At 34.9% G+C, this 19,489-nt stretch carries 17 protein-coding genes; 3 read left to right on the forward strand and 14 right to left on the reverse strand.

Going from position 1 to position 19,489, the window contains the following annotated elements:
* Positions 1–36 precede the first annotated feature (36 nt).
* A complete protein-coding gene (locus QWY78_RS04000) occupies positions 37–438 on the reverse strand; it encodes an OsmC family protein (RefSeq protein WP_290216830.1) in 402 nt (133 codons plus the stop codon).
* Between the two features lie 77 nt (positions 439–515).
* Entirely contained in the window at positions 516–1,364 is an 849-nt protein-coding gene (locus QWY78_RS04005; protein ID WP_290216832.1) for a hydroxymethylglutaryl-CoA lyase-like TIM-barrel protein, read from the reverse strand.
* Positions 1,365–1,549: 185 nt separating this feature from the next.
* On the opposite strand from QWY78_RS04005, the gene pepT reads away from it, so the two are divergent.
* Positions 1,550–2,809 (forward strand): peptidase T, encoded by a 1,260-nt coding sequence (pepT, locus tag QWY78_RS04010; RefSeq protein ID WP_290216834.1) that lies wholly within the window; start codon positions 1,550–1,552, stop codon positions 2,807–2,809.
* Positions 2,810–2,954: 145 nt separating this feature from the next.
* Here pepT and QWY78_RS04015 read toward each other — a convergent pair whose 3' ends face one another.
* The 10 genes from QWY78_RS04015 to QWY78_RS04060 form a co-directional block, all read right to left on the reverse strand.
* Complete coding sequence (locus QWY78_RS04015) at positions 2,955–3,413, reverse strand: heme-binding domain-containing protein (RefSeq protein ID WP_290216836.1); 459 nt, start codon at positions 3,411–3,413, stop codon at positions 2,955–2,957.
* Positions 3,410–5,092, reverse strand: a complete 1,683-nt coding sequence (locus QWY78_RS04020; protein WP_290216837.1) for an Ig-like domain-containing domain — start codon at positions 5,090–5,092, stop codon at positions 3,410–3,412. The genes QWY78_RS04015 and QWY78_RS04020 overlap by 4 nt, the downstream gene beginning before the upstream one ends.
* Before the next feature lie 28 nt (positions 5,093–5,120).
* Positions 5,121–6,380, reverse strand: coding sequence for a serine hydrolase domain-containing protein (locus QWY78_RS04025; protein ID WP_290216839.1), 1,260 nt, complete (start codon positions 6,378–6,380; stop codon positions 5,121–5,123).
* 81 nt (positions 6,381–6,461) lie between these two features.
* Entirely contained in the window at positions 6,462–7,397 is a 936-nt protein-coding gene (locus QWY78_RS04030; RefSeq protein WP_290216840.1) for a 2-hydroxyacid dehydrogenase, read from the reverse strand.
* 28 nt (positions 7,398–7,425) lie between these two features.
* Positions 7,426–7,941 carry an acyl-CoA thioesterase gene (locus tag QWY78_RS04035; RefSeq protein WP_290216841.1) on the reverse strand — a complete coding sequence of 172 codons (516 nt, stop codon included), beginning with the start codon at positions 7,939–7,941 and terminating at the stop codon, positions 7,426–7,428.
* Positions 7,908–8,672 carry a hypothetical protein gene (locus tag QWY78_RS04040; protein WP_290216843.1) on the reverse strand — a complete coding sequence of 255 codons (765 nt, stop codon included), beginning with the start codon at positions 8,670–8,672 and terminating at the stop codon, positions 7,908–7,910. Before QWY78_RS04040 ends, QWY78_RS04035 begins: the two co-directional genes overlap by 34 nt.
* Positions 8,673–8,758: 86 nt before the next feature.
* Positions 8,759–9,430: a T9SS type A sorting domain-containing protein gene (locus QWY78_RS04045; protein WP_290216845.1), complete on the reverse strand. Its 672-nt coding sequence runs from the start codon at positions 9,428–9,430 to the stop codon at positions 8,759–8,761.
* Between the two features lie 78 nt (positions 9,431–9,508).
* Positions 9,509–11,626, reverse strand: a complete 2,118-nt coding sequence (locus QWY78_RS04050; protein WP_290216847.1) for a TonB-dependent receptor — start codon at positions 11,624–11,626, stop codon at positions 9,509–9,511.
* 180 nt (positions 11,627–11,806) lie between these two features.
* Positions 11,807–12,535, reverse strand: coding sequence for a WG repeat-containing protein (locus QWY78_RS04055; RefSeq protein WP_290216849.1), 729 nt, complete (start codon positions 12,533–12,535; stop codon positions 11,807–11,809).
* Between the two features lie 29 nt (positions 12,536–12,564).
* Positions 12,565–12,939 carry a DUF2752 domain-containing protein gene (locus tag QWY78_RS04060; RefSeq protein WP_290216850.1) on the reverse strand — a complete coding sequence of 125 codons (375 nt, stop codon included), beginning with the start codon at positions 12,937–12,939 and terminating at the stop codon, positions 12,565–12,567.
* A gap of 195 nt (positions 12,940–13,134) precedes the next feature.
* Here QWY78_RS04060 and QWY78_RS04065 point away from each other — a divergent pair, with 195 nt between their 5' ends.
* Positions 13,135–15,411: an aconitate hydratase gene (locus QWY78_RS04065; RefSeq protein WP_290216852.1), complete on the forward strand. Its 2,277-nt coding sequence runs from the start codon at positions 13,135–13,137 to the stop codon at positions 15,409–15,411.
* 28 nt (positions 15,412–15,439) lie between these two features.
* Here the strand turns inward: QWY78_RS04065 and QWY78_RS04070 are convergent, their stop codons facing one another.
* Together QWY78_RS04070 and QWY78_RS04075 are read right to left on the reverse strand one after the other, a co-directional pair.
* The gene (locus QWY78_RS04070; protein ID WP_290216854.1) at positions 15,440–16,135 is read right to left on the reverse strand and encodes a LytR/AlgR family response regulator transcription factor; all 696 of its coding nucleotides are present in this window, start codon (positions 16,133–16,135) and stop codon (positions 15,440–15,442) included.
* A gap of 15 nt (positions 16,136–16,150) precedes the next feature.
* Positions 16,151–17,155: a sensor histidine kinase gene (locus QWY78_RS04075; protein ID WP_290216856.1), complete on the reverse strand. Its 1,005-nt coding sequence runs from the start codon at positions 17,153–17,155 to the stop codon at positions 16,151–16,153.
* A 200-nt stretch (positions 17,156–17,355) separates the two neighbouring features.
* Here QWY78_RS04075 and QWY78_RS04080 point away from each other — a divergent pair, with 200 nt between their 5' ends.
* Positions 17,356–19,479, forward strand: a complete 2,124-nt coding sequence (locus QWY78_RS04080) for an outer membrane beta-barrel family protein (protein ID WP_290216858.1) — start codon at positions 17,356–17,358, stop codon at positions 19,477–19,479.
* Positions 19,480–19,489: the final 10 nt, after the last annotated feature.

Raw genomic sequence — 19,489 nt, forward strand, 5'->3', positions numbered from 1 at the left:
ATAAATGCTGGATAATTCCAGCATTTTTTATTCTATTTATTCAAATTCGAACATTACTGTTTTTTGTACGTTAGGATGAATAGATAAGGCTACAGGGCAATTAAGTGCCGTATCCTCGATGAATTTCTTCTGTTCATCTGTAAATTTCCCAGGGATTCTTACAATACAAAAGATGGTTCCGATTCTTTTCGGTTCTGGATGGGTTGATTTTTTTAACTCACAGGTTGCGCCTTTAATGAAAATCCCTCTAGGTTCCCCTAGTACCGCAACTGCCATTAACATAGATTGGCCATAGGAAATACCAAAAATATCTGATGGCGAGAATAATTCTGAAGTTCCTCCTTCTCGTAATGGTGCACAAGTAGTAATGGTCGCACCAGATTTCTCATGTTGTGAAACGATTTTAAAATCTCCCAAATAGGTAATTGTTGAAGTCATAGTCTTTTGTTTATTTTAGTTAAAGATAATAAATTCAATTAAGATTTAGAACAAAATTAAAATGAGAATTGTTAGCATTAAAAATGAAAAATATCTTTGGCTTTGTTAAAGGCACTTTCGAAATGCAGTAAGTTTAGGGAATGGTCGATTTTTTCAACCGCCATAAAATTAATCACTTGTTCGGTCGGCATATTTCCTACCAAATCATCTTTCGCCATTGGGCAACCACCAATTCCTTTAATTGCGGAATCAAATCTGCGACAACCATTATCGTAGGCTGCTTTCAATTTCATATAGGAATCTTCGTAACGGTTATGGAAATGTGCGCCAAAATCAATTCCAGAATATTTTGTAGGGATGGTTTTAAAAAGTAATTCTATTTGCTCGCGCGAGCCAGTTCCAGTGGTATCAGAGAGGAGAATATTTTTAATCCCGATGTCATGAAATCGCTGCGCCCAATAATCCACCTCAGCAGATTTCCAGACTTCGCCATAGGGATTCCCGAAAGCCATGGAAAAATATACATTTAAAATCCGCCCATCTGATTCTAAAACTTGGTTAATTTTTTTAATATCTTTAAAAGCTTCTTCTTGATTTTTATTGGTATTTCGAAATTGAAAAGTTTCTGAAATCGAGAAAGGAAAACCGAGAATATCAACAGCTTGGTGGCTTAATGCTTTTTCTGCTCCGCGATAGTTCGCAACAATCACTGATAATTTAGTATTAGAAACGCCTTTATCAATTTCATCGATCACCGTACCGGAATCTGCCATCTGCGGGATAGCCTTAGGTGAAACAAAACTCCCACAATCGAGCACATCAAAACCAACTTCCATTAATGAATTAAGATAGTCTATTTTCTTCTGCGTCGGGATAAATTCTCCCCAGCCTTGCATCGCATCACGAGGACATTCTGTTAAAAACATTTCTATTTTTTGATTTTCTCAAATATACCAAAACTTTGAAAAATGCTTAAAAAAAACAAAATCCTTTTAAGATAATCATTTTCAGTAACTTAGATAAAACACAGCCATTATTGTAACCAAAATATTTCCGAAAATCTTGCGCAATCCTCACGCTAAAATTTTAACTTTGTTAAAAATACGCAATTATGACAACCATATCTTTTAATCTCGATTGGAAACTGAAACTACAAAACCGTTTTATTAATTATGTTAAAATATATTCAACCAGCGATCCTGAAAGTGAATCGACCCCTTCCACGCCCCAACAATGGGATATTGCGAATTATATTTTTGAAGAACTTAAAACACTCGGTTTAAGTGATGTCTCGATGGATGAACACGGCTATATCTACGCGTACTTGCCCTCTAATTTGGAAAATGATGACGAGCCAGTGGTTGGTTTTATCGCGCACTATGACACCTCACCTGACTTTAACGGAGAACATGTAAAACCGAAAATTTGGGATGACTATGATGGAGGTGATTTGCTTTTAAATAAAAAAACAGGATTCACGCTTTCCCCTTCAAAATTTGAAACATTAAATGATTATGTAGGGAAAACATTAATAACGACGGACGGAACAACACTGCTTGGTGCCGATGATAAAGCTGGGATTGCAGAAATCGTTACTGCCGCAGAATATTTATTGGCGCATCCGGAAATTAAGCATGGCCGAATTGCGATTGGATTTACACCGGACGAAGAAATAGGACGTGGTGCACATAAATTTGACGTAAAGAAATTCGGCGCAGAATGGGCCTACACCATGGATGGTAGTGAGGTTGGAGAATTAGAATATGAAAATTTCAATGCCGCAGGAGCAGTGGTTACAATTCATGGTTTAAGTGTACATCCTGGTTATGCGATTGGTAAAATGGTGAACGCATCTTTATTGGCTGCAGAATTTATTCAAATGCTGCCAGCGCACGAAACGCCTTCTACGACTAAAGGATTTGAAGGATTCTATCATTTAATGGATGTTAAAGCAGATGTTTCTGAAGCAAAAATTCAATACATTATTCGTGATCACGACAACGAGAAATTTGAAGCGAGAAAAAAATTCATGACGGGAGCCGTTGCAGAATTCAATAAAAAATTTGGTGACGGTACTGCAGAAGTGGAGATCAAAGAACAATACCGCAATATGAAGCAGCAGTTTGAAGGAAAAATGCATATTATAGACCTGGCAGAACAGGCGATGATTGACGCGAACATTGAACCGAAAATTAAAGCCATCCGCGGCGGTACAGACGGCGCACAACTTTCTTATATGGGATTGCCTTGTCCAAACATTTTTGCAGGCGGAATTAACTTCCACGGGCCATACGAATACGTATGCCTAGAGTCGATGGAAAAAGCCGTGAAGGTTATTGTAAATATTGCAAAAGCGGTGAAGAAAATATAAAAAAAACTCCATTGAAAATTTCACGATATTTCTAAAGCCATTATTCTACGCAGAAATTGTATTTATTGGTAAAGGTTTAATTCATTGAACCATAACTATGGAAAATAATTACGATTTCTGCCAAGAGTACATTAATTAAATAAAATTAATAATTTCCTGTTTTTACAATATCTTCAAAGTACTTGGTTAATAAAATTCTTTCCGCTTTCGAAAGATTGGCCTCTGGATGTTGTGCAATATAGCCAGGCATCGGCATGGAATAAACCTGTAAAGAATTAACAGTCTTATCGAGCATGCTCTTTTTTAAATCACGGTTAAAAGTTCCCCACTCAGAGAAATTGAGATACCCTTTTCCTTTATTAATATGGTTTTTTATTGACCAAGAAATTGGGGCCACATATGCATATTTCGGATAAACCGTTTCGTTGGAATGACAGTCGTAGCAGGCGATTTTTAGTAGCTTTTCAATTTTGGCGGGCGTTTGATATACGTTGACAAAATCCACTTTAGAATCTACCGGTTTATTGGTTCTGTTGATTGGGATAAACTGGATGAGTGCAAAAACAATCAAAAACCAATAAAGAATATTTAAAAAAGTTTTCATTGAGGCGTAGCTATATTTAAAGGAGTTTGGGTTTGGTTTTTTTGGACTTCTTCTTCATTTTCTGACTTTTGGCTGGCAAGGATCCAGGTTTCACGAATCTCCCACAAGGGTCTGATTTCTATTTTTTTGTCTAAAAGATAGACCGGTTCTGCAAAAATATTTTCTGCAAAATCCGCATAATCCCAGATGCCATTTTCATTTTCATCAACCATAATTCGCAGGTCATATTTTCCAGGTTTCAATGATTTGAAGTTGATATTCTTTTCAAGTCCATATTGGGAATAGGCAACTGTTCCGTTTTCATTAACCATTTGAATCCAAAATTTATTTTTAGGTTCATTTTCTAAGATTACGGATAAATCTCCATAGTTTTCTATTTTATCTGCTTCAAAATCAAACCGGTAGGATTTTTTCAAGGTTTCATAGTAGGAAGATGCCGTTTCTTTCGGAATGGTTAATGAATATTTTTTACCTTCTTTAAAATCTGATTGAATGTGAATTTCAAAAGGATTCTTTTTAGAGATTTCTGCCGTGAAATCTTGTTTAAGACTGTCTGAAACGAGGATCCATTTTTCGGGTTGGATTTTATCAACCAAATAATTAGAAGTCACCACGAAATCTTGTTTTGGGGCTAATAAATTCCCGCGATTATTGGCGATTGACATTTCATTTTTCGCATTATACCGATAAAAAAGCGAAACGGTATCTTTTTTAATTCCCGCATCATAACTGAATTTCAGATTTTCATTGCTTGTAATACCAATATTCTGCTCAGTTGCATTAAACCAAATGGTCGCAGAATCTGATTTTGGCAAATGTGTTATTTTGTAATCCTTTAATTTTTCATTTAAAGAAACTATTTTTACGTCTGCTGGATTTCCTTCAAAAGTCATTAAAATTCCACCTGCAATTTCTTTCATCTCTACATACTTTAACGGTTTTTTAGAAGGGTAAAGGTCAATATTCAATCCAGAAACACTTTTATTTAAAGTAATTTTTTCCTTTAAGAAACCTACTTTTTCTTTTCCAAAGTCGTAGACCGAATTTGCGTTGCTGTCTTCAAAAGCTAAAATATGATAATTGCCAGGAGCCAAATAATTAAGCTCATAATATCCGTCAGGATCGGCTTTCGTTATGTAATAAGGTTTTTGCCGATAATTCATAGAGTCTTTTTCTTGGTAGAGGCCAACCACTAAACTCCCTTCTTCCTCTTTTTTATCTTTTTCTTTAAAGAGACTTTTTAATTCTCCGCTGATATACAAACTGTCGATTTTTTCACCCGTAGAAAAAGCAAAATTATAGTAGGTAAGGGCGTTTCCTTCATTGTTATCTACAATTGCATTTCCAAAATTAAAGTTGTAGGTGGTGTTGGCTTGCAAAGTATCTGCCCATTTAATCAGTACATATTTGTTGCCCATTCCAGAGGGAAGAATTTTGGTGATTTTTTGCAAAGGTGGCGAGATAATCAATTGTTTGTTAATATCTTTCAGCACAATGTATTCATCAAAATCAATCCGAAGTTCTCTGATGTCTCGCGGCACATTAATTCTGGGACTATCAATATTGCTTCCGGTTACTTGCGGGGGAATACTGTCTTTTGCACCTCCCACGGGCGATCCAACTCGTGCGCACGATGCCAAAAGAAAGCTGATAAAAACCAGAAATAAGAATCTTTTCATGAAAAGGATTTGTGCAAAATTAAGAAATTTATTCGCTGTAACTGTCATTAGAAATATTCTGTTTCAGCGTATCGGTTTCATTCATCGCTTTTTGAAATTTTTCTATTTCATATGGGAAGTTTTCAAACAAACCAGAAAGAGCCAAAGCAGTGTAGATTCGTGTAGAATATTTATTTCCGATGGCGATAATGGTCACTTGAGATTTTTGTAAATGGGCGAAGACTGAATTTGTTCCGTGCCACCAACCATTATGATAAGTGAGTTTTTCCTGGTCATCAAAAACCTTCATTCTAAAACCTAAACCGTAATTATTAATTCCAGGTCGCTCGTTGCTATAAGGTTCGAAAATCATTTTTTTCAAATCTGGCCGGAGAAAATCCTTTGAATAAAGGGCTTTTGAAAAATTTAATAAATCTCTTGGCGTGGTATAGATGTTTTTATCACCAAAAATAACATCCAGCCGATCGTAGGGATAAACTCTAGGGCCACGTTGAAAAAAAGATTTTGCCGCCGTTAGGGTATCCTTCTCCTGAAAAACGTATGAATGTTTCATTTTTAAGGGGCGAAAAACCATTTGCTTCATCGCTTCGGGAAAATTTTTCTCAGTCACTCTTTCAATAAGTAACGCCAATAGGGCATAGTTCGTATTGCAATACATAAAACCAGTGTCCGTGGGACGTGCAAGTTCGGGTTGGTAGCGAATGAGTAAATTTAAAATATCTTGATTGGTTAAATATTTCTTTGACAGTTCCGGCGGTGCGGGGCTTATTTTTTCAATAACATATTCGTATTTTGGCAGCCCACTTCTTTGATTTAAAAGGGTCAAAATAGTCACTTTTGGATAGGGAAATTTCGGAAAATACTTCGTCAGTGGATCTTCTAAATTAATTTTCCCAGCTTCTACCAGTTTGAGGGTAGCCATTGCGGTAATCGATTTAGAAATTGATGCGACATGCAGTGCAACTGTATCGTTAATCGGTTCTTGGTCGTTTGCCTGAGCAAAGCCACGGTAGCCTTCGTAAAGGATTTCATCGCCTTTAGCCACCATAAATCCGCCCCACAGATTTCCTTTTTCCCACACATTTTTATAATATCGGTCCAGTACTGCTACAAGTGAATCTTTGTTTTCTAACGTATGGTCTTTATTCTTAAAAACACCATCTAAATCAACATTTCCAAAATTAGGTAAGGTGGTTTTGATTTGTTCTTCTTCAGAACTTTCTTTTTTACAAGAAAATAGAATGAGTGCAAATAAAATTAAAACGAATAAGGCTTTTGAAAATTTCATGAAGAAGTTTTTGGCTTAAGAAATCTCTGCAATATAAGGGAAATCCGAGACAAGAAGTAAGATTTAAGTCATAAACTAATGTTAAGTTTGCAGAAACTGGGCATCTATTTTATCTACAATCACCTGTGCCAGTTTCTCCTTGCTTTGAACCGTCCAGCCCGCAATATGTGGGGTTATAATTGTTTTTTCAGAATTTAATAGGAATTGTAAGTCGTCATTCTCGGTGTCTAGATTTTCAAATGATGCTTTTTCATATTCCAAAACATCAAGTGCGACTCCTTTTATTTTGCCAGATTTTACGGCTTCTACTAAATCCTTTGTTTTAACATTTTTCCCTCTGGCGGTATTTATGAAATAAAAGTCTTTCGCCATTTCTAAAATGAATTTTGCATCGATTAGATGATGCGTTTCTTTCGTAATGGGAAGATGAAGGCTAAGGATATCAGCTTCTTTTTTTAATTGATCTAAAGGAACTTGGGTCGCAAATTCATCGCCAATATCGGGCAATATATCATGAAAAATAACTTTAGATCCAAAACCTGAAAATCTTTTGGCTACAGCCTTTCCCATGTTGCCATAACCAATCAATCCAATGGTTTTACCGAGTAATTCGTCGCCGCGATTTTCTTCTCTTTTCCAAATTCCATTTTTCACTTCCAGAGACGAAATAAACAATCGGTTCATTAAAACCAGCAGCATTCCCACAACATGTTCTGCCACAGCATCACGATTTCCTTCCGGTGAACTGATGAGTTGGATTGCTGATTTTTTCGCAAATTCAACATCGATGTTTTCCATGCCAGCTCCGACTCTAGCAACGAATTTTAGATTTTTGGCATGTTCTAAGAAATTTTGATCAATAGGAATTCTGCTGCGAATGATGATTCCCTCAAAATCACCCACTTTGGCTAAGACCTCTTCATATGAAGACGTAAAATCCTCCACCAAAGTAAATCCTCTGGCGCTAAGTTGTTCAGTGATTAAGAGATGGTTTTTATCGAGCAGAAGAATTTTCATATCGGTAATGATCAATGTTAGTTTGTGTTTACGAACCAAACAATTTCTTTAATTCCACAGAATCTGCAGCTTTCATTCTGCCCGATAGAATCAAGGAAAGTTCTTTTCGGCGAAGTGCAGCGTCAAATCGTTGAATTTCTACTTCGGTTTCGGGTACCATTTTGGGAATGGGAATTGGGCGGTTAAATTCGTCTACCGCTACAAAAGTGTAAATTCCTGAGTTGGTATGAACTTTTTTTTGATTAATCGGATCATCTAACCAAACATCCACATAAATTTCCATTGAGGTTGAAAATGCTCGGGAAACTTTGGACTCTAAAACCACAATTCCCCCTTCCGGAATCGGGTGATCAAAGGAAACGTGGTTTACAGAAGCGGTTACCACGCGTCGCTCGCAATGTCTCGCGGCAGAAATAGAGGCGCACCGATCCATTTTAGCTAAGAGTTCACCACCGAAAAGATTTCGTAAAGAATTCGTTTCATTTGGCAAAACGATATTGGTCATTATGGTTAGCGATTGGGACGCTTTTTTGATTTTTTCCATTTGTTTTTTGAATAATTTTTTGCACTCCATTTTTTAGCTGGAGGTTTTAGGGGCACAATCGCTTTTTGTAGAGAATCATTCTTCAGAGAATCTATCACTAATTTTACGGTGTTTAAAGAGTCTGTCTTTAATGAATCAATTTTAACAGGAATGACTTCTTTTTTTGGCGTTTCGTTCTGAAAGGATTTCTGCCCGAAAATCATTTCAGGTTGGGTAATTCCAACATAAGTAAGTCCTAAAACACCAACAAGTAAAGGAATAATCCAGAAGAACGATTTACTGAATTGATAAGTGTTGCTGTTTTTGGTAGGACTCGTTTTGATTTCTGCGATATTGATTTCTTCTAAACCGTAAAAAGCAGGCGAGAGATTTTCCGTTCTATTTCCCGAGAAAATAATTTTGCCATCTTCTAATGATAGGGTTCCTAAATTTTCAATGGGAACTTGTTGGTTTTTATGAAGCGCTGCAGTCCAACCGTTGATTTGCTTTATAATTTCAATTTCCGCGTCGATTATGGGAATTTTTTTTCGCTTGGCGAGAAATTCAGCAAAATCATCTCCTTTTCCTGTAACGTCTGCTTTGAAAGCGACTTCGGTGCCGGGTGGTAAAATATTTTCGCCATTTTTATCGAGTACTGCATTAATCGTATGCAGATAAAATGTTCCAAAACCAGGTAGGCTTATGGTTCCTTGTTTTTTAAGAAATTCGAGAAGAAATAGAACGTAATTCATACTAGGGCAAATTTATGTTTTTTGATTGATTTAATCAAAATAAAAAAGACCGCTCAAAAGCAGTCTCTTAAAATCGTATGCAGAAATTATTTTGTGAATTTAAGCACTTCACTTTGAGTTCCCTGGGTAATTTTAACCAAGTAAAGTCCGTTTTTTCTAATATTTAAATCAATGAGATTTCCATCGGCTTTTGTTTCAAAGTTGCGTAGGAGTTTTCCAGATATTTCATAGAGCGTTATTGTTAATAACCCTTTCATGGAAGTTTGCAGTTGTCCGTTAACGACTGATGACTTTTGCTTAGAATTTGGTGTAAAAGCAGATAAGTTAATAATCGTAGTGGGGCCATTTGCATACAAATCCGCAGATTGTTTTGTTGCTCCATTTTGTAAATCTTTAAACACAAATCCTAATTTATTAACAACAGTTCCTACCGGAATCTCGGCATTGGTTTGTGTAAATAATTTGCTGTTTAAATCGACAATTCCTATATAAGCCATCGCAGTACTGTCATAATTCATGGTTACATTTGAGTTGATCCATGCATCCTCGAAAGCATTTCCTGAGGAATTGTCTACGGCATTTACAAAACAGTGAACGTAAAATGTAGGCACTTCAAAGCCGGGATCATACAAGGTATAATCATCAGTTGCACCGTAGGTTAATTTAAAAACACCTGGACTAAGAACTTCGGTCTGAATTTGTGCTGATGCAGTTGTAGCAATGATTAATGCTAGAAATAATGAATAAAGTCTTTTCATAATGTATTGTTTTATTAAAACAAAAATACTATAAATTATAATAGGTGGTGTACTTTTTAGTGCAATTAATCATTTTTATTAATGAAATTTCACCGTCAATCCAAATAGGTAATTTGTTCCTGCCTGTGAGAAATAAAAGGGGTTTTTATCATAGACAAAACCGTTAATTACATATTTTTTATTCAGAATATTGTTAACTAACACTTTAAAATCAACTTGAGTCCGTTTTAAATTTAAACGATATTGGGCAGTAAAGTCCGTCAGAAAATAGTCGTTCAGTTTTAGGTTTTCATTATTGGTATTGTCCAAAAACTGGCTTCCAACATATTGATTTTGAAGGCCTAGGTTCAATTTTGAGTTTGGTGAATAATTCAGAAGAACATTTCCCATCACTTCAGGCGAAAATGAAATTGGAGTATTTCCTAAACTTTCAAAACCAGTAGCTGTTTCATTTTTAAATTCTTTATTTTCATTTTTACTTAAAGTAAAATTTCCAGAAATATTCCATTGATCTGAAAGTTTTGCTAAGGCTCCAACCTCAATTCCCATTCTATAACTTTTACCAGAATTCAGGCGGATAAATTCGCCGATGTCATTAATCTGACCATTCAAAACCAACTGATTTTTATAATTCATATAGTATAAATTGGTGGTGAAAGAAACGCTACCGATTGATTTTTCGAGTCCTGCTTCAAAATCATGTAGCTTTTCCGGTTGAATTTCGGGGTTCGCAAAGAGGTCATCTCGATTAGGTTCCCGATGTGCATGAGCGTACGACAAGAAAAGTTTCCCAGAATTTATTTTATAATTCAGTCCCATTTTTGGATTAAAGAATAGCCAGTTTTTAATCAATTCCACGCCTTCATTATCGCCTTGTTGAATAATTTCAGTGTCGTAATTAATGTTTCTTAACTGCATATCTCCGTACAGCTCGAGTTTATTTATTTTTATAATCGCTTTTGCAAACCCTGAAAATTCAGATTTTGTGCCATTATTTCTATAATATTCATGTTCGAAAATTTCAGGAAAATAAACGCCAGAAACGTTTCCAAAGTGTTTTCCTTTATATTGATTTCCGACAAGTCCAAAATTTAAATCCAGGTTTTCATACGTTCCGTAAAGCGTAGAAACTCCACCATAAAAATCATTATCGAGCCATTTCTTACGAATGAAATCTGTTCTTTTAATTTGTTGATTATCAATCATTAAGATAGGCAAATTGTATTTTGAAAACTTCGCGTCCTGTTTGTAGTTTTCATAATATCCTTTTCCTTTGGTGTAATGAAAAGTGGTCTCTAATTTCCAGTGATTCTTTAGATTTTGTTCCCATAGTAATTGATAATGATTCTGTCGGTAATTGTCGGTTTCGTTATCATAAAAGTCAACGATGTTTTCCCAGTTTTCGTCGTAGATTGCTCCAGAATTGTTAAACTTAGGATGGTTTTCCCACATTTGCTTGTCGATTGCATTCCAAGCTTGGTAGGTTTTTTCTTTACCACCAAAAGCCAGCAATCTGATTTTGGTTTTGTACGCTTCAAAAAGTGCAGATAGATGATAAGAGTCTAAATCTGAAAAAGCACGCTCAATATATCCATCAGAATGAATCTTGGTATATCTCCCCATTACGGAAAGTCGGTCTTTCCAGAATTTTCCGCTTCCGACTTCTGCCGAATATTTATAAGTATTAAAGGATCCGTAGGAGTCATCAGATTTAATATAAAATTTTTCCTCGGGACTTTTGGTAAGTACGTTAACACTGGCTCCAAAAGCAGAAACACCATTTGAAGAAGTTCCCACGCCACGCTGGATTACAATTTGCGAGGCTGAACTTGTTAAATCACCAACATTAACAAAGAAAGTTCCTTGCGATTCGGAATCGTTATAAGGAACGCCATTTAACATCACATTAATGGCTGTGCCACCTACACCACGGATTCTAAAACCAGTGTAGCCAACGCCATTACCAGCATCAGAAGTAGAAATTACAGACATCTGATTCTTTAATAAAATCGGCAAATCCTGACCGATATTTTTTGAACCTAAATCTTTTTCAACGTTGATGATTTCTTTGGTTACAGGCAGTCGCTTTAGAAAAGTGATGCTTGCAATTTCCTTTGTTCTGAGGGAATCTTGCCCAGTGTTTTGTGGCAAGTAGAATGGACCTGCGATAAGTCCAAAAAAAATAAATCCTTTCATTCTTTTAATTTTTAAGATTAATTGAATAAAAGGGGTCGATTGTTATACGGATTCGGGCATCATTTAGAATGAAGTCGAATTGTCCCTAAACAGCATTACCTGTTCCAGGTTCAGTGGGTATAATCTCAGCTTTTTACAGCACCCCTTTAATTTCTGAAGCCAAAGCTACAAAATATTTTTTCAATAGGCGTTGTTGTTGATGTCAATATAATAATAATTGTCCCCGTCTTTGGTCACTTCAAATAATCGACCTAATTTCCAACTGTAATTTCTTTTAATTTCTTCGTATTCAAAGGGAATAATGGTTTTGCCCTTCACATCAATAATTCCAAATTTATCATCTCTAACTGCGATAATCATTGGGTTTTTCAGATCATCGCCTTCTAAAATATACAGGTAGTCGAATTGTGGGTAAATGGCGAATTGTCGATAATCTGAAGCGTCATGAAACTTAGAATCTTCTATAATTCCATAATATTTGTTCAAAATATAGGCATGGAATAATTGCGCTTTAAATTGCGAAGGGCATTTTCCCAAATCTTCATCTTTGAAGAAATAAATACGTTTGCCACTTTGGTCAATTCTGTAATCTTCGCCATTATACCGGACAGATGCATAATTCTTTGAGCCAAATTTCCGAATTGTAAGGTTGGGCGAATGCAAAAGGTGGCAATCTTCAGTAAAAAAACCAACATTGCTGTAAATTGCTGGAATCATGATTTTTCCTTTCTGATTAATAAAACCAGATTTTCCCTCTTTTTTGTACGGAATAAGTGCAGGAATGGAATCATTAATTTTAATAAAATCCGCCTCTATATTCGTCGAAAGCGGTCTTTTAACAATCGGTTTTTTCTGCGAAAAAATAAGTATTGAAAAACTTAATAAAACGAAAGCGAAAAATTTTTTCATCAATTTTAAATTAAAACAAAAATATGAATTTATAAATTTCGGAAAATAAAGAATAAAATGACGACGATGAACATAAGAACTAGAGCAGTTGAACTAAATAAAAAGTTGTTTATTTTTGGAAACTGTTCCTTTAATCTGGTTTGATGAAAGAGCAAACCAACCAAAACCAACGGAAGAGAAACGACCAGCAAGGCATTATAAGAAAATGCACTTTTAAAATTAAAATGCAGTAACTCATGCGTGGCTCTTTGTGTACCACAACCAGGACAGCTTAATCCGGTCACGCTTTTAAATACACATTTTGGAAATAATTGATAATGAGCAGGATGATAAAAATAATAAGTCAAGCCCAGCAATATTGCTAAGGTAAAATAAATACCCAGAGGGATGTTTTTTTTGGTCACCAAAATTGATTAATTAAGATTTAGGAACGGGAAAATGGGGTTCTTTTATTGAATACGCAAATTTAATTTTTAAAAATAGAGAAATAGAAATAAAGCATCATATTTATTTTTATTCTAAATGACATTAGGCCCGTCAAAGTTAAAATAATTCGTATTTTTGAATTTCTAATAAAACATAATAAAAAACCACTAGATATGACTTTTGATATTGATATGATTAAGGAGGTGTATGCACGTTATCCGGAAAGGATTGAAGCGGCTCGCAAAGCCGTGGGCAAGCCACTTACCCTGGCAGAAAAAATTCTTTATTCCCACCTTTGGGAAGGCAATGCTTCGCAGGCTCACGAGCGCGGAAATTCGTACGTAGATTTCGCACCGGATAGAGTAGCCATGCAAGATGCCACTGCACAAATGGCACTGTTGCAATTTATGCAAGCCGGAAAATCGAAAGTTGCAGTACCTTCTACAGCTCATGCAGATCACTTGATTCAGGCTAGGGTTGGAGCAGAGGCCGATTTACAGGATGGTATTAATAAAAACTCAGAAGTATTTAATTTCTTGAGTTCTGTTTGCGATAAATACGGTATTGGTTTCTGGAAACCGGGTGCCGGGATTATTCATCAGGTCGTTTTAGAAAACTATGCTTTCCCCGGTGGAATGATGATTGGGACCGACTCGCATACTGTAAATGCAGGTGGATTAGGAATGGTTGCCATTGGTGTTGGTGGAGCAGATGCCGTAGATGTAATGGCAGGAATGGCGTGGGAATTGAAAATGCCGAAATTAATCGGGATTAAATTAACAGGAAGACTTAGTGGTTGGACCGCTGCAAAAGATATTATATTAAAGGTCGCTGGTATTCTTACCGTAAAAGGAGGAACAGGCTGTATCGTAGAATATTTCGGTGATGGTGCCAAATCACTTTCTGCTACAGGAAAAGGAACAATCTGCAACATGGGTGCTGAAATTGGAGCAACCACCTCAACTTTCGGTTATGATGACTCGATGAGAAGATATCTTTCTGCCACAGGTAGACAGGATGTTGTAGATCAGGCAGATAAAATTGCAGACCATTTAACAGGTGATGCTGAAGTTTATGCAAATCCAGAATTATATTTCGATCAGGTTATTGAAATTAATTTGGATGAGTTAACACCGCATTTAAACGGACCTTTCACCCCAGACTTAGCAACTCCGGTGGCTGAATTCCATGAGAAAGCAGTTGCAAACGGTTGGCCAATTGAGGTAGAATGGGCCTTGATTGGTTCGTGTACCAACTCTTCGTACGAAGATTTGTCCAGAGCAGCTTCGATTGTTGAAGATGCTTTTGCGAAAGGAGTTAAACCAAAAGCAATCTTAGGAATTAATCCAGGCTCTGAGCAAGTGAAATTCACGGCAGAAAGAGATGGATTCCTGGATTCATTCAGAAAATTTGAAAACGCCAGAATCTTTACCAATGCTTGTGGACCTTGTATCGGTCAGTGGGACAGAGAGGGCTCTGATAAAGGACAGGTCAACTCGATTATTCACTCCTTTAATAGAAACTTTGCAAAAAGAGCTGATGGAAACCCAAATACCCACGCATTTGTAGCTTCGCCAGAAATGGTCGCCGCTGTTGCAATTGCGGGAAGGTTAGATTTCAATCCAATTACAGATACCTTAACCAATGAAGCTGGTGAGCAAATCAAATTAGATGAACCAAAAGGTTTTGAATTGCCAACAAAAGGATTTGCGGTAGACGATAACGGCTATCAAGCGCCTTCTAAAGATGGTTCTGCCGTGCAGATTGCAGTGAGCCCAACATCAGATCGATTACAATTGCTAGAGCCTTTCCAGCCGTGGGACGGACAAAATATCACTGGCGCTAAAGTTTTAATTAAAGCTTTCGGAAAATGTACGACCGACCATATCTCTATGGCAGGTCCTTGGTTAAAATACCGTGGACATTTAGATAATATTTCTAATAATATGCTCATCGGTGCAATTAACGCCTATAATATGGAAACCAATACCGTTAAAAATTTACTTACCGGAGAATATGGTGAAGTTCCGGCTGTAGCAAGAGCATACAAAGCAGCTGGTGTTCCTTCAATCGTTGTAGGAGATGAAAACTACGGCGAAGGTTCTTCCAGAGAGCATGCTGCCATGGAGCCTAGACATCTTGGGGTAAAAGCAGTTTTGGTAAAATCTTTCGCAAGGATTCACGAAACGAATTTGAAAAAACAAGGAATGTTAGGTTTAACCTTTGCTGATAAGGCAGACTATGACAAATTTCAGGAAGATGATAAGGTAAACTTCTTAGATTTAGCACAGTTCGCACCAGGAAAGCCATTGACTTTAGAATTGGTACACGCTGATGGAACGAAAGATCTCGTGGTAACAAACCACACTTATAATGCTCAACAAATCGATTGGTATAAAGCAGGATCTGCTTTGAACTTAATCGCCGCAGAAGCAGCAAGAAATGCATAATTGTATTTAAAGTTATAATAAAAACCGCTCAAGAAATTGGGCGTTTTTTTATTTTTAAAAGAAAATCAGATTTGTAGGTTTCGCCGATTGGGATTATTTTTTCAGAAACCAATTGAATGTTTTTTCCATCAATCGTTTGAATTTTATTTAAATTGATAATAAAGGATTTATGAACTCTCAAAAAATGATCGGGAAGTTGATTTTCTAAGGATTTTAAAGTTTCTAAAACGATATGTTCCTGATGTTCTGTTTTGATGTTGACGTAATCTTTAATGCTTTCAATAAAAGAAATATCGTCAAAATTAATTCGGTTTTGTTGACCTGAAGATTTCACGAAAAAATGTGAAATGCCAGCATTTTTAATTTGAAAATGTTCCTGTGCTTTCAAAGTGCTTTTGCTAAAACGGTCAAAAGATATTGGTTTCAAAAGATAATCGATAACATTGTGTTCATAACCTTCTAAAGCATATTCCGAATATGCAGTTGTCAAAATATATTTCAATTGTTCACCTGCAATTTTCATAAAGTTAATACCCGATAATTGCGGCATTTGAATATCAAGGAAAATAAGATCAGCCTCATTATTTTGAATATATTCCAAAACAGTAACTGGATTATTGGACGTGAAAACCAAATCTAAAAACGGAATTTTTTGTACATAATTTTCCAGCAACTGAACTGCCAAAGGTTCATCATCAACGATAATACATTTTATTTTCTTCATGTTGATTTTCTTATTTTAATGCAAATTGATTTTCAAATCTACTGTAAATTCTGTTTGAGATTCGGTAATATTTAACTGATGTTTTTGAGGATATAAAATTTCGAGACGTTTTTTAACATTGTCAATTCCAATTCCCGAAACTGCATCTTTCACTTTTTCATTTTTAAAATTATGAAGATGGAAATGCACTGTTTTATCGTTATCATTTATTTTTAAAGTAAAACCGTTTCCATCAAAATCTCCATGTTTGAAAGCATTCTCTACGAAAGGAACTAATAACATCGGTGAAATATCAAGATCCGCATAGTTGATGTTTTTTTCTACAATTAAAAGGTCAGGATTTTTAATTCGTAATTTTTCAAGTGCAATCAGACTGGCAATATATCCAATTTCTTTATCTAAAGAGATAAAATCTTTTTCTAAATCTTTGGTGCTGTATCTCAATAATTGGCTTAATTCTTCAAGTGCAGATAATGCTTTATCTGATTTTTGATAAACCAATGAATAAATATTATTCAAAGAATTGAAAATGAAATGCGGATTAATTTGAGTTTTTAACGCTTGAAGTTGTGCGCTTTTCTTTTCACTTAATAAAAGACTTTTTTCTTTTTCAGAATCAGAGAATTTTTTAAACAACCAAAAAACGGTGCTGATAAATATGGTGTTGCTGCTGAAATAAATATTATCAAAAAAATAGAAGCCAAAACTTGTCTTTTCAGCATAATTTCTAAAACCCCAATAGTTGGGAAGAAACCATTCTTCAATACAAAATCGGATGATGACAAAAAATAATACACTTAAGAAAAATCCCACAATCGTTTTATATAATTTATTGATGTCGAAAAATGCTGATACGACGAAGAAATAATTAATATAGAAACAAGCAAGACTTGTAATAAAGAAGGTAATGTTTAAAATAGGATACTTTGTATGGAAGACGAAATAGGGAATTATGACGCTTCCAATCATATTGATTAGCCAATAAAATAAATGTAAATAAAGAAGAGCCTTGTTTTTCATGCAACAAAAATAGAGATTTATAAAAACTGTGAACCTAATTTTCGACGAACATACCATATTTTCCGATTAAACTATTTAATCGGGTAAGAAAATGGCTTTGTCTAAAATCGGTTTTAGTTCTACATCTGCTTTTATAGTTTTGCGTCATACAATGTAACAGAAACACTTCATTAAGTGTTATAAATAAGAACAATACAATTATGAGCAAATCAACTTTACTAATTTCATCCCTATTTTCTATTTCCTTATTTGGACAAGTAGAAGATTCTATCAAGATTAAAAATATCGAAACTGTAGTTCTCGAAGGAAAGAAAAAAATCTTCGAAAGAAAAGTAGATCGGTTTATTTATAATGTTCAAAATGCCATGGTTTCCGAAGGAAGTTCTGGAGTTGAGGTTTTGGAAAATACACCATTATTGAAGATTGATGAAGACAAAGGTTTACTTTCTATTGTTGGAAAAAGTGGTGTTTCAGTTATGGTAAACGATCGAATGTTAAATCTTTCCGGTGCAGAATTAATCAATTATCTCAAAAGTTTACGATCTGAGAATATTGCAAAAATTGAAGTAATTACCACGCCGCCGGCAAAATATGAAGCGCAGGGAAATAGCGGAATTATCAATATTGTTTTAAAGAAAAACCAAAACCTCGGTTGGAACGGTTATTTAAATTCTTATTATAAACAATCTACTTATGATGGATTTGGAGGTTCTGGCGGTGTAAATTATCAAAATGAAAAACTAAAAACTTCGGTAAAGTTTCGTGGTTATGATGATGAGAAAAAATCGATAGAAAATTTTAATTTCATCGGAGTTAATTCTGATCTTGGCAGAGATGAAAGACGCGATATGAATGATGGATTGGGAATGAATGTAAATCTTGATTATTCGCTTTCTGAAAAGGCCACCGTCGGTTTTATTTATGATCTTTCAAAAAATCATTCTAATATGGATATTGATTCAAAAAGTCGATATTTCTCGGGAACTCAAAATATATTGAATACCAATACTGATTCTAAACACCGTTCAACTGCAAATTCACAATTATTGAATTTGTTTTATGACCAAAAATTGGGTGAACACAAATTAAGTTTTGGAGCCAATTACTATGGAAATTTACCAGAAACGAATGTTAATTTTATAACGACAGATTTGGCGAATCAATCCAATCAAATAGTAAGAAATTTATCGTACGTAGATTATAAAATTTATTCTGGGCAAGGTGATCTTTCTTTAAATTTTAAAAATATTAAAGTAGAAACAGGTTTGAAGTATAGCCAGTTCTCTAATAGTTCAGACATTCAATATTTTAATTTTATTAATAATGATTACGAAATGAATTCCGAAAGAAGCAATGTTTTTCAATATGATGAAAAGAATTATGCTGCTTATTTAAGTGCCATTAAAGATTTCGGTGAGAAGTGGTCTGCTAAATTTGGACTTCGATATGAGTATACCCAAACAGATGGATTTTCGAAAACGACTCAATCGAAATCTGAAAATAATTACGGTCAATTATTTCCAACTGCTTATATTTCGTACGAAGCAAACGAAAACAATCAATTCAGTTTAAACTATTCCAAGAGAATAAATCGGCCTTATTTCCGAGCGCTTAATCCATTTCGATGGTATTCTAATCCATATAATTATTTTGCCGGAAATCCAATTTTACAACCTTCCTTTAATCATAATATTGAATTTAATTATATTTTTAAAAGTAAATTTTCCGCAAATATTTATTACCAAAGAAGCATCGATAATTTTGATCAAATCAGTTTTCTGGACGGAATTAACATGATCAGTACCTATGAAAATTATTTTAATGAGAATACATTTGGTCTTAATCTTAATTATTCGAATACGTTTTTTAAATTTTGGGAAACTAATCTTTCAACTTCTTTGACTTATAGTGATTCGCAAATTTTAAAATTTGATGCTTTACCACAAAATGGGCAATCTTTTTATTATTCGACCAACAATACTTTTCAATTGAATAAACAGAAAACTTTCTTTTTGCTAATGAATTATTGGCAAAATTTACCATCGAAAAGTGGCAATAATTTTTCAGAAAGTAACGCGAATTTCAGTGCAGGAATAAAAGTGAGTTTAATTGAAAAAGCGTTGCAAATAAATCTTTCTGTAAATGATATTTTCCGTCAATCCGGATATAAGGGAACGGTTTATTTTGCAGATAATATTCAGACCTTCAATAACTATTGGGATGCAAGAAAATTTACATTTAGTGCAACCTATAATTTTGGAAACCAGAAAGTAAAAAACAATAACCGTTCTATAGATTTTGATGAAAAGAATAGAGCGAATTAAATTGAGAAAT

The organism is Kaistella yonginensis (assembly GCF_030409525.1).
In the GTDB taxonomy this organism is placed as follows: domain Bacteria; phylum Bacteroidota; class Bacteroidia; order Flavobacteriales; family Weeksellaceae; genus Kaistella; species Kaistella yonginensis.

Coding starts and splice junctions, on each gene's coding strand:
- QWY78_RS04000 (WP_290216830.1), bottom strand. CDS start 438: ATGACTTCAACAATTACCTATTTGGGAGATTTTAAAATCGTTTCACAA.
- QWY78_RS04005 (WP_290216832.1), bottom strand. CDS start 1,364: ATGTTTTTAACAGAATGTCCTCGTGATGCGATGCAAGGCTGGGGAGAA.
- pepT (WP_290216834.1), top strand. CDS start 1,550: ATGACAACCATATCTTTTAATCTCGATTGGAAACTGAAACTACAAAAC.
- QWY78_RS04015 (WP_290216836.1), bottom strand. CDS start 3,413: ATGAAAACTTTTTTAAATATTCTTTATTGGTTTTTGATTGTTTTTGCA.
- QWY78_RS04020 (WP_290216837.1), bottom strand. CDS start 5,092: ATGAAAAGATTCTTATTTCTGGTTTTTATCAGCTTTCTTTTGGCATCG.
- QWY78_RS04025 (WP_290216839.1), bottom strand. CDS start 6,380: ATGAAATTTTCAAAAGCCTTATTCGTTTTAATTTTATTTGCACTCATT.
- QWY78_RS04030 (WP_290216840.1), bottom strand. CDS start 7,397: ATGAAAATTCTTCTGCTCGATAAAAACCATCTCTTAATCACTGAACAA.
- QWY78_RS04035 (WP_290216841.1), bottom strand. CDS start 7,941: ATGGAAAAAATCAAAAAAGCGTCCCAATCGCTAACCATAATGACCAAT.
- QWY78_RS04040 (WP_290216843.1), bottom strand. CDS start 8,672: ATGAATTACGTTCTATTTCTTCTCGAATTTCTTAAAAAACAAGGAACC.
- QWY78_RS04045 (WP_290216845.1), bottom strand. CDS start 9,430: ATGAAAAGACTTTATTCATTATTTCTAGCATTAATCATTGCTACAACT.
- QWY78_RS04050 (WP_290216847.1), bottom strand. CDS start 11,626: ATGAAAGGATTTATTTTTTTTGGACTTATCGCAGGTCCATTCTACTTG.
- QWY78_RS04055 (WP_290216849.1), bottom strand. CDS start 12,535: ATGAAAAAATTTTTCGCTTTCGTTTTATTAAGTTTTTCAATACTTATT.
- QWY78_RS04065 (WP_290216852.1), top strand. CDS start 13,135: ATGACTTTTGATATTGATATGATTAAGGAGGTGTATGCACGTTATCCG.
- QWY78_RS04070 (WP_290216854.1), bottom strand. CDS start 16,135: ATGAAGAAAATAAAATGTATTATCGTTGATGATGAACCTTTGGCAGTT.
- QWY78_RS04075 (WP_290216856.1), bottom strand. CDS start 17,155: ATGAAAAACAAGGCTCTTCTTTATTTACATTTATTTTATTGGCTAATC.
- QWY78_RS04080 (WP_290216858.1), top strand. CDS start 17,356: ATGAGCAAATCAACTTTACTAATTTCATCCCTATTTTCTATTTCCTTA.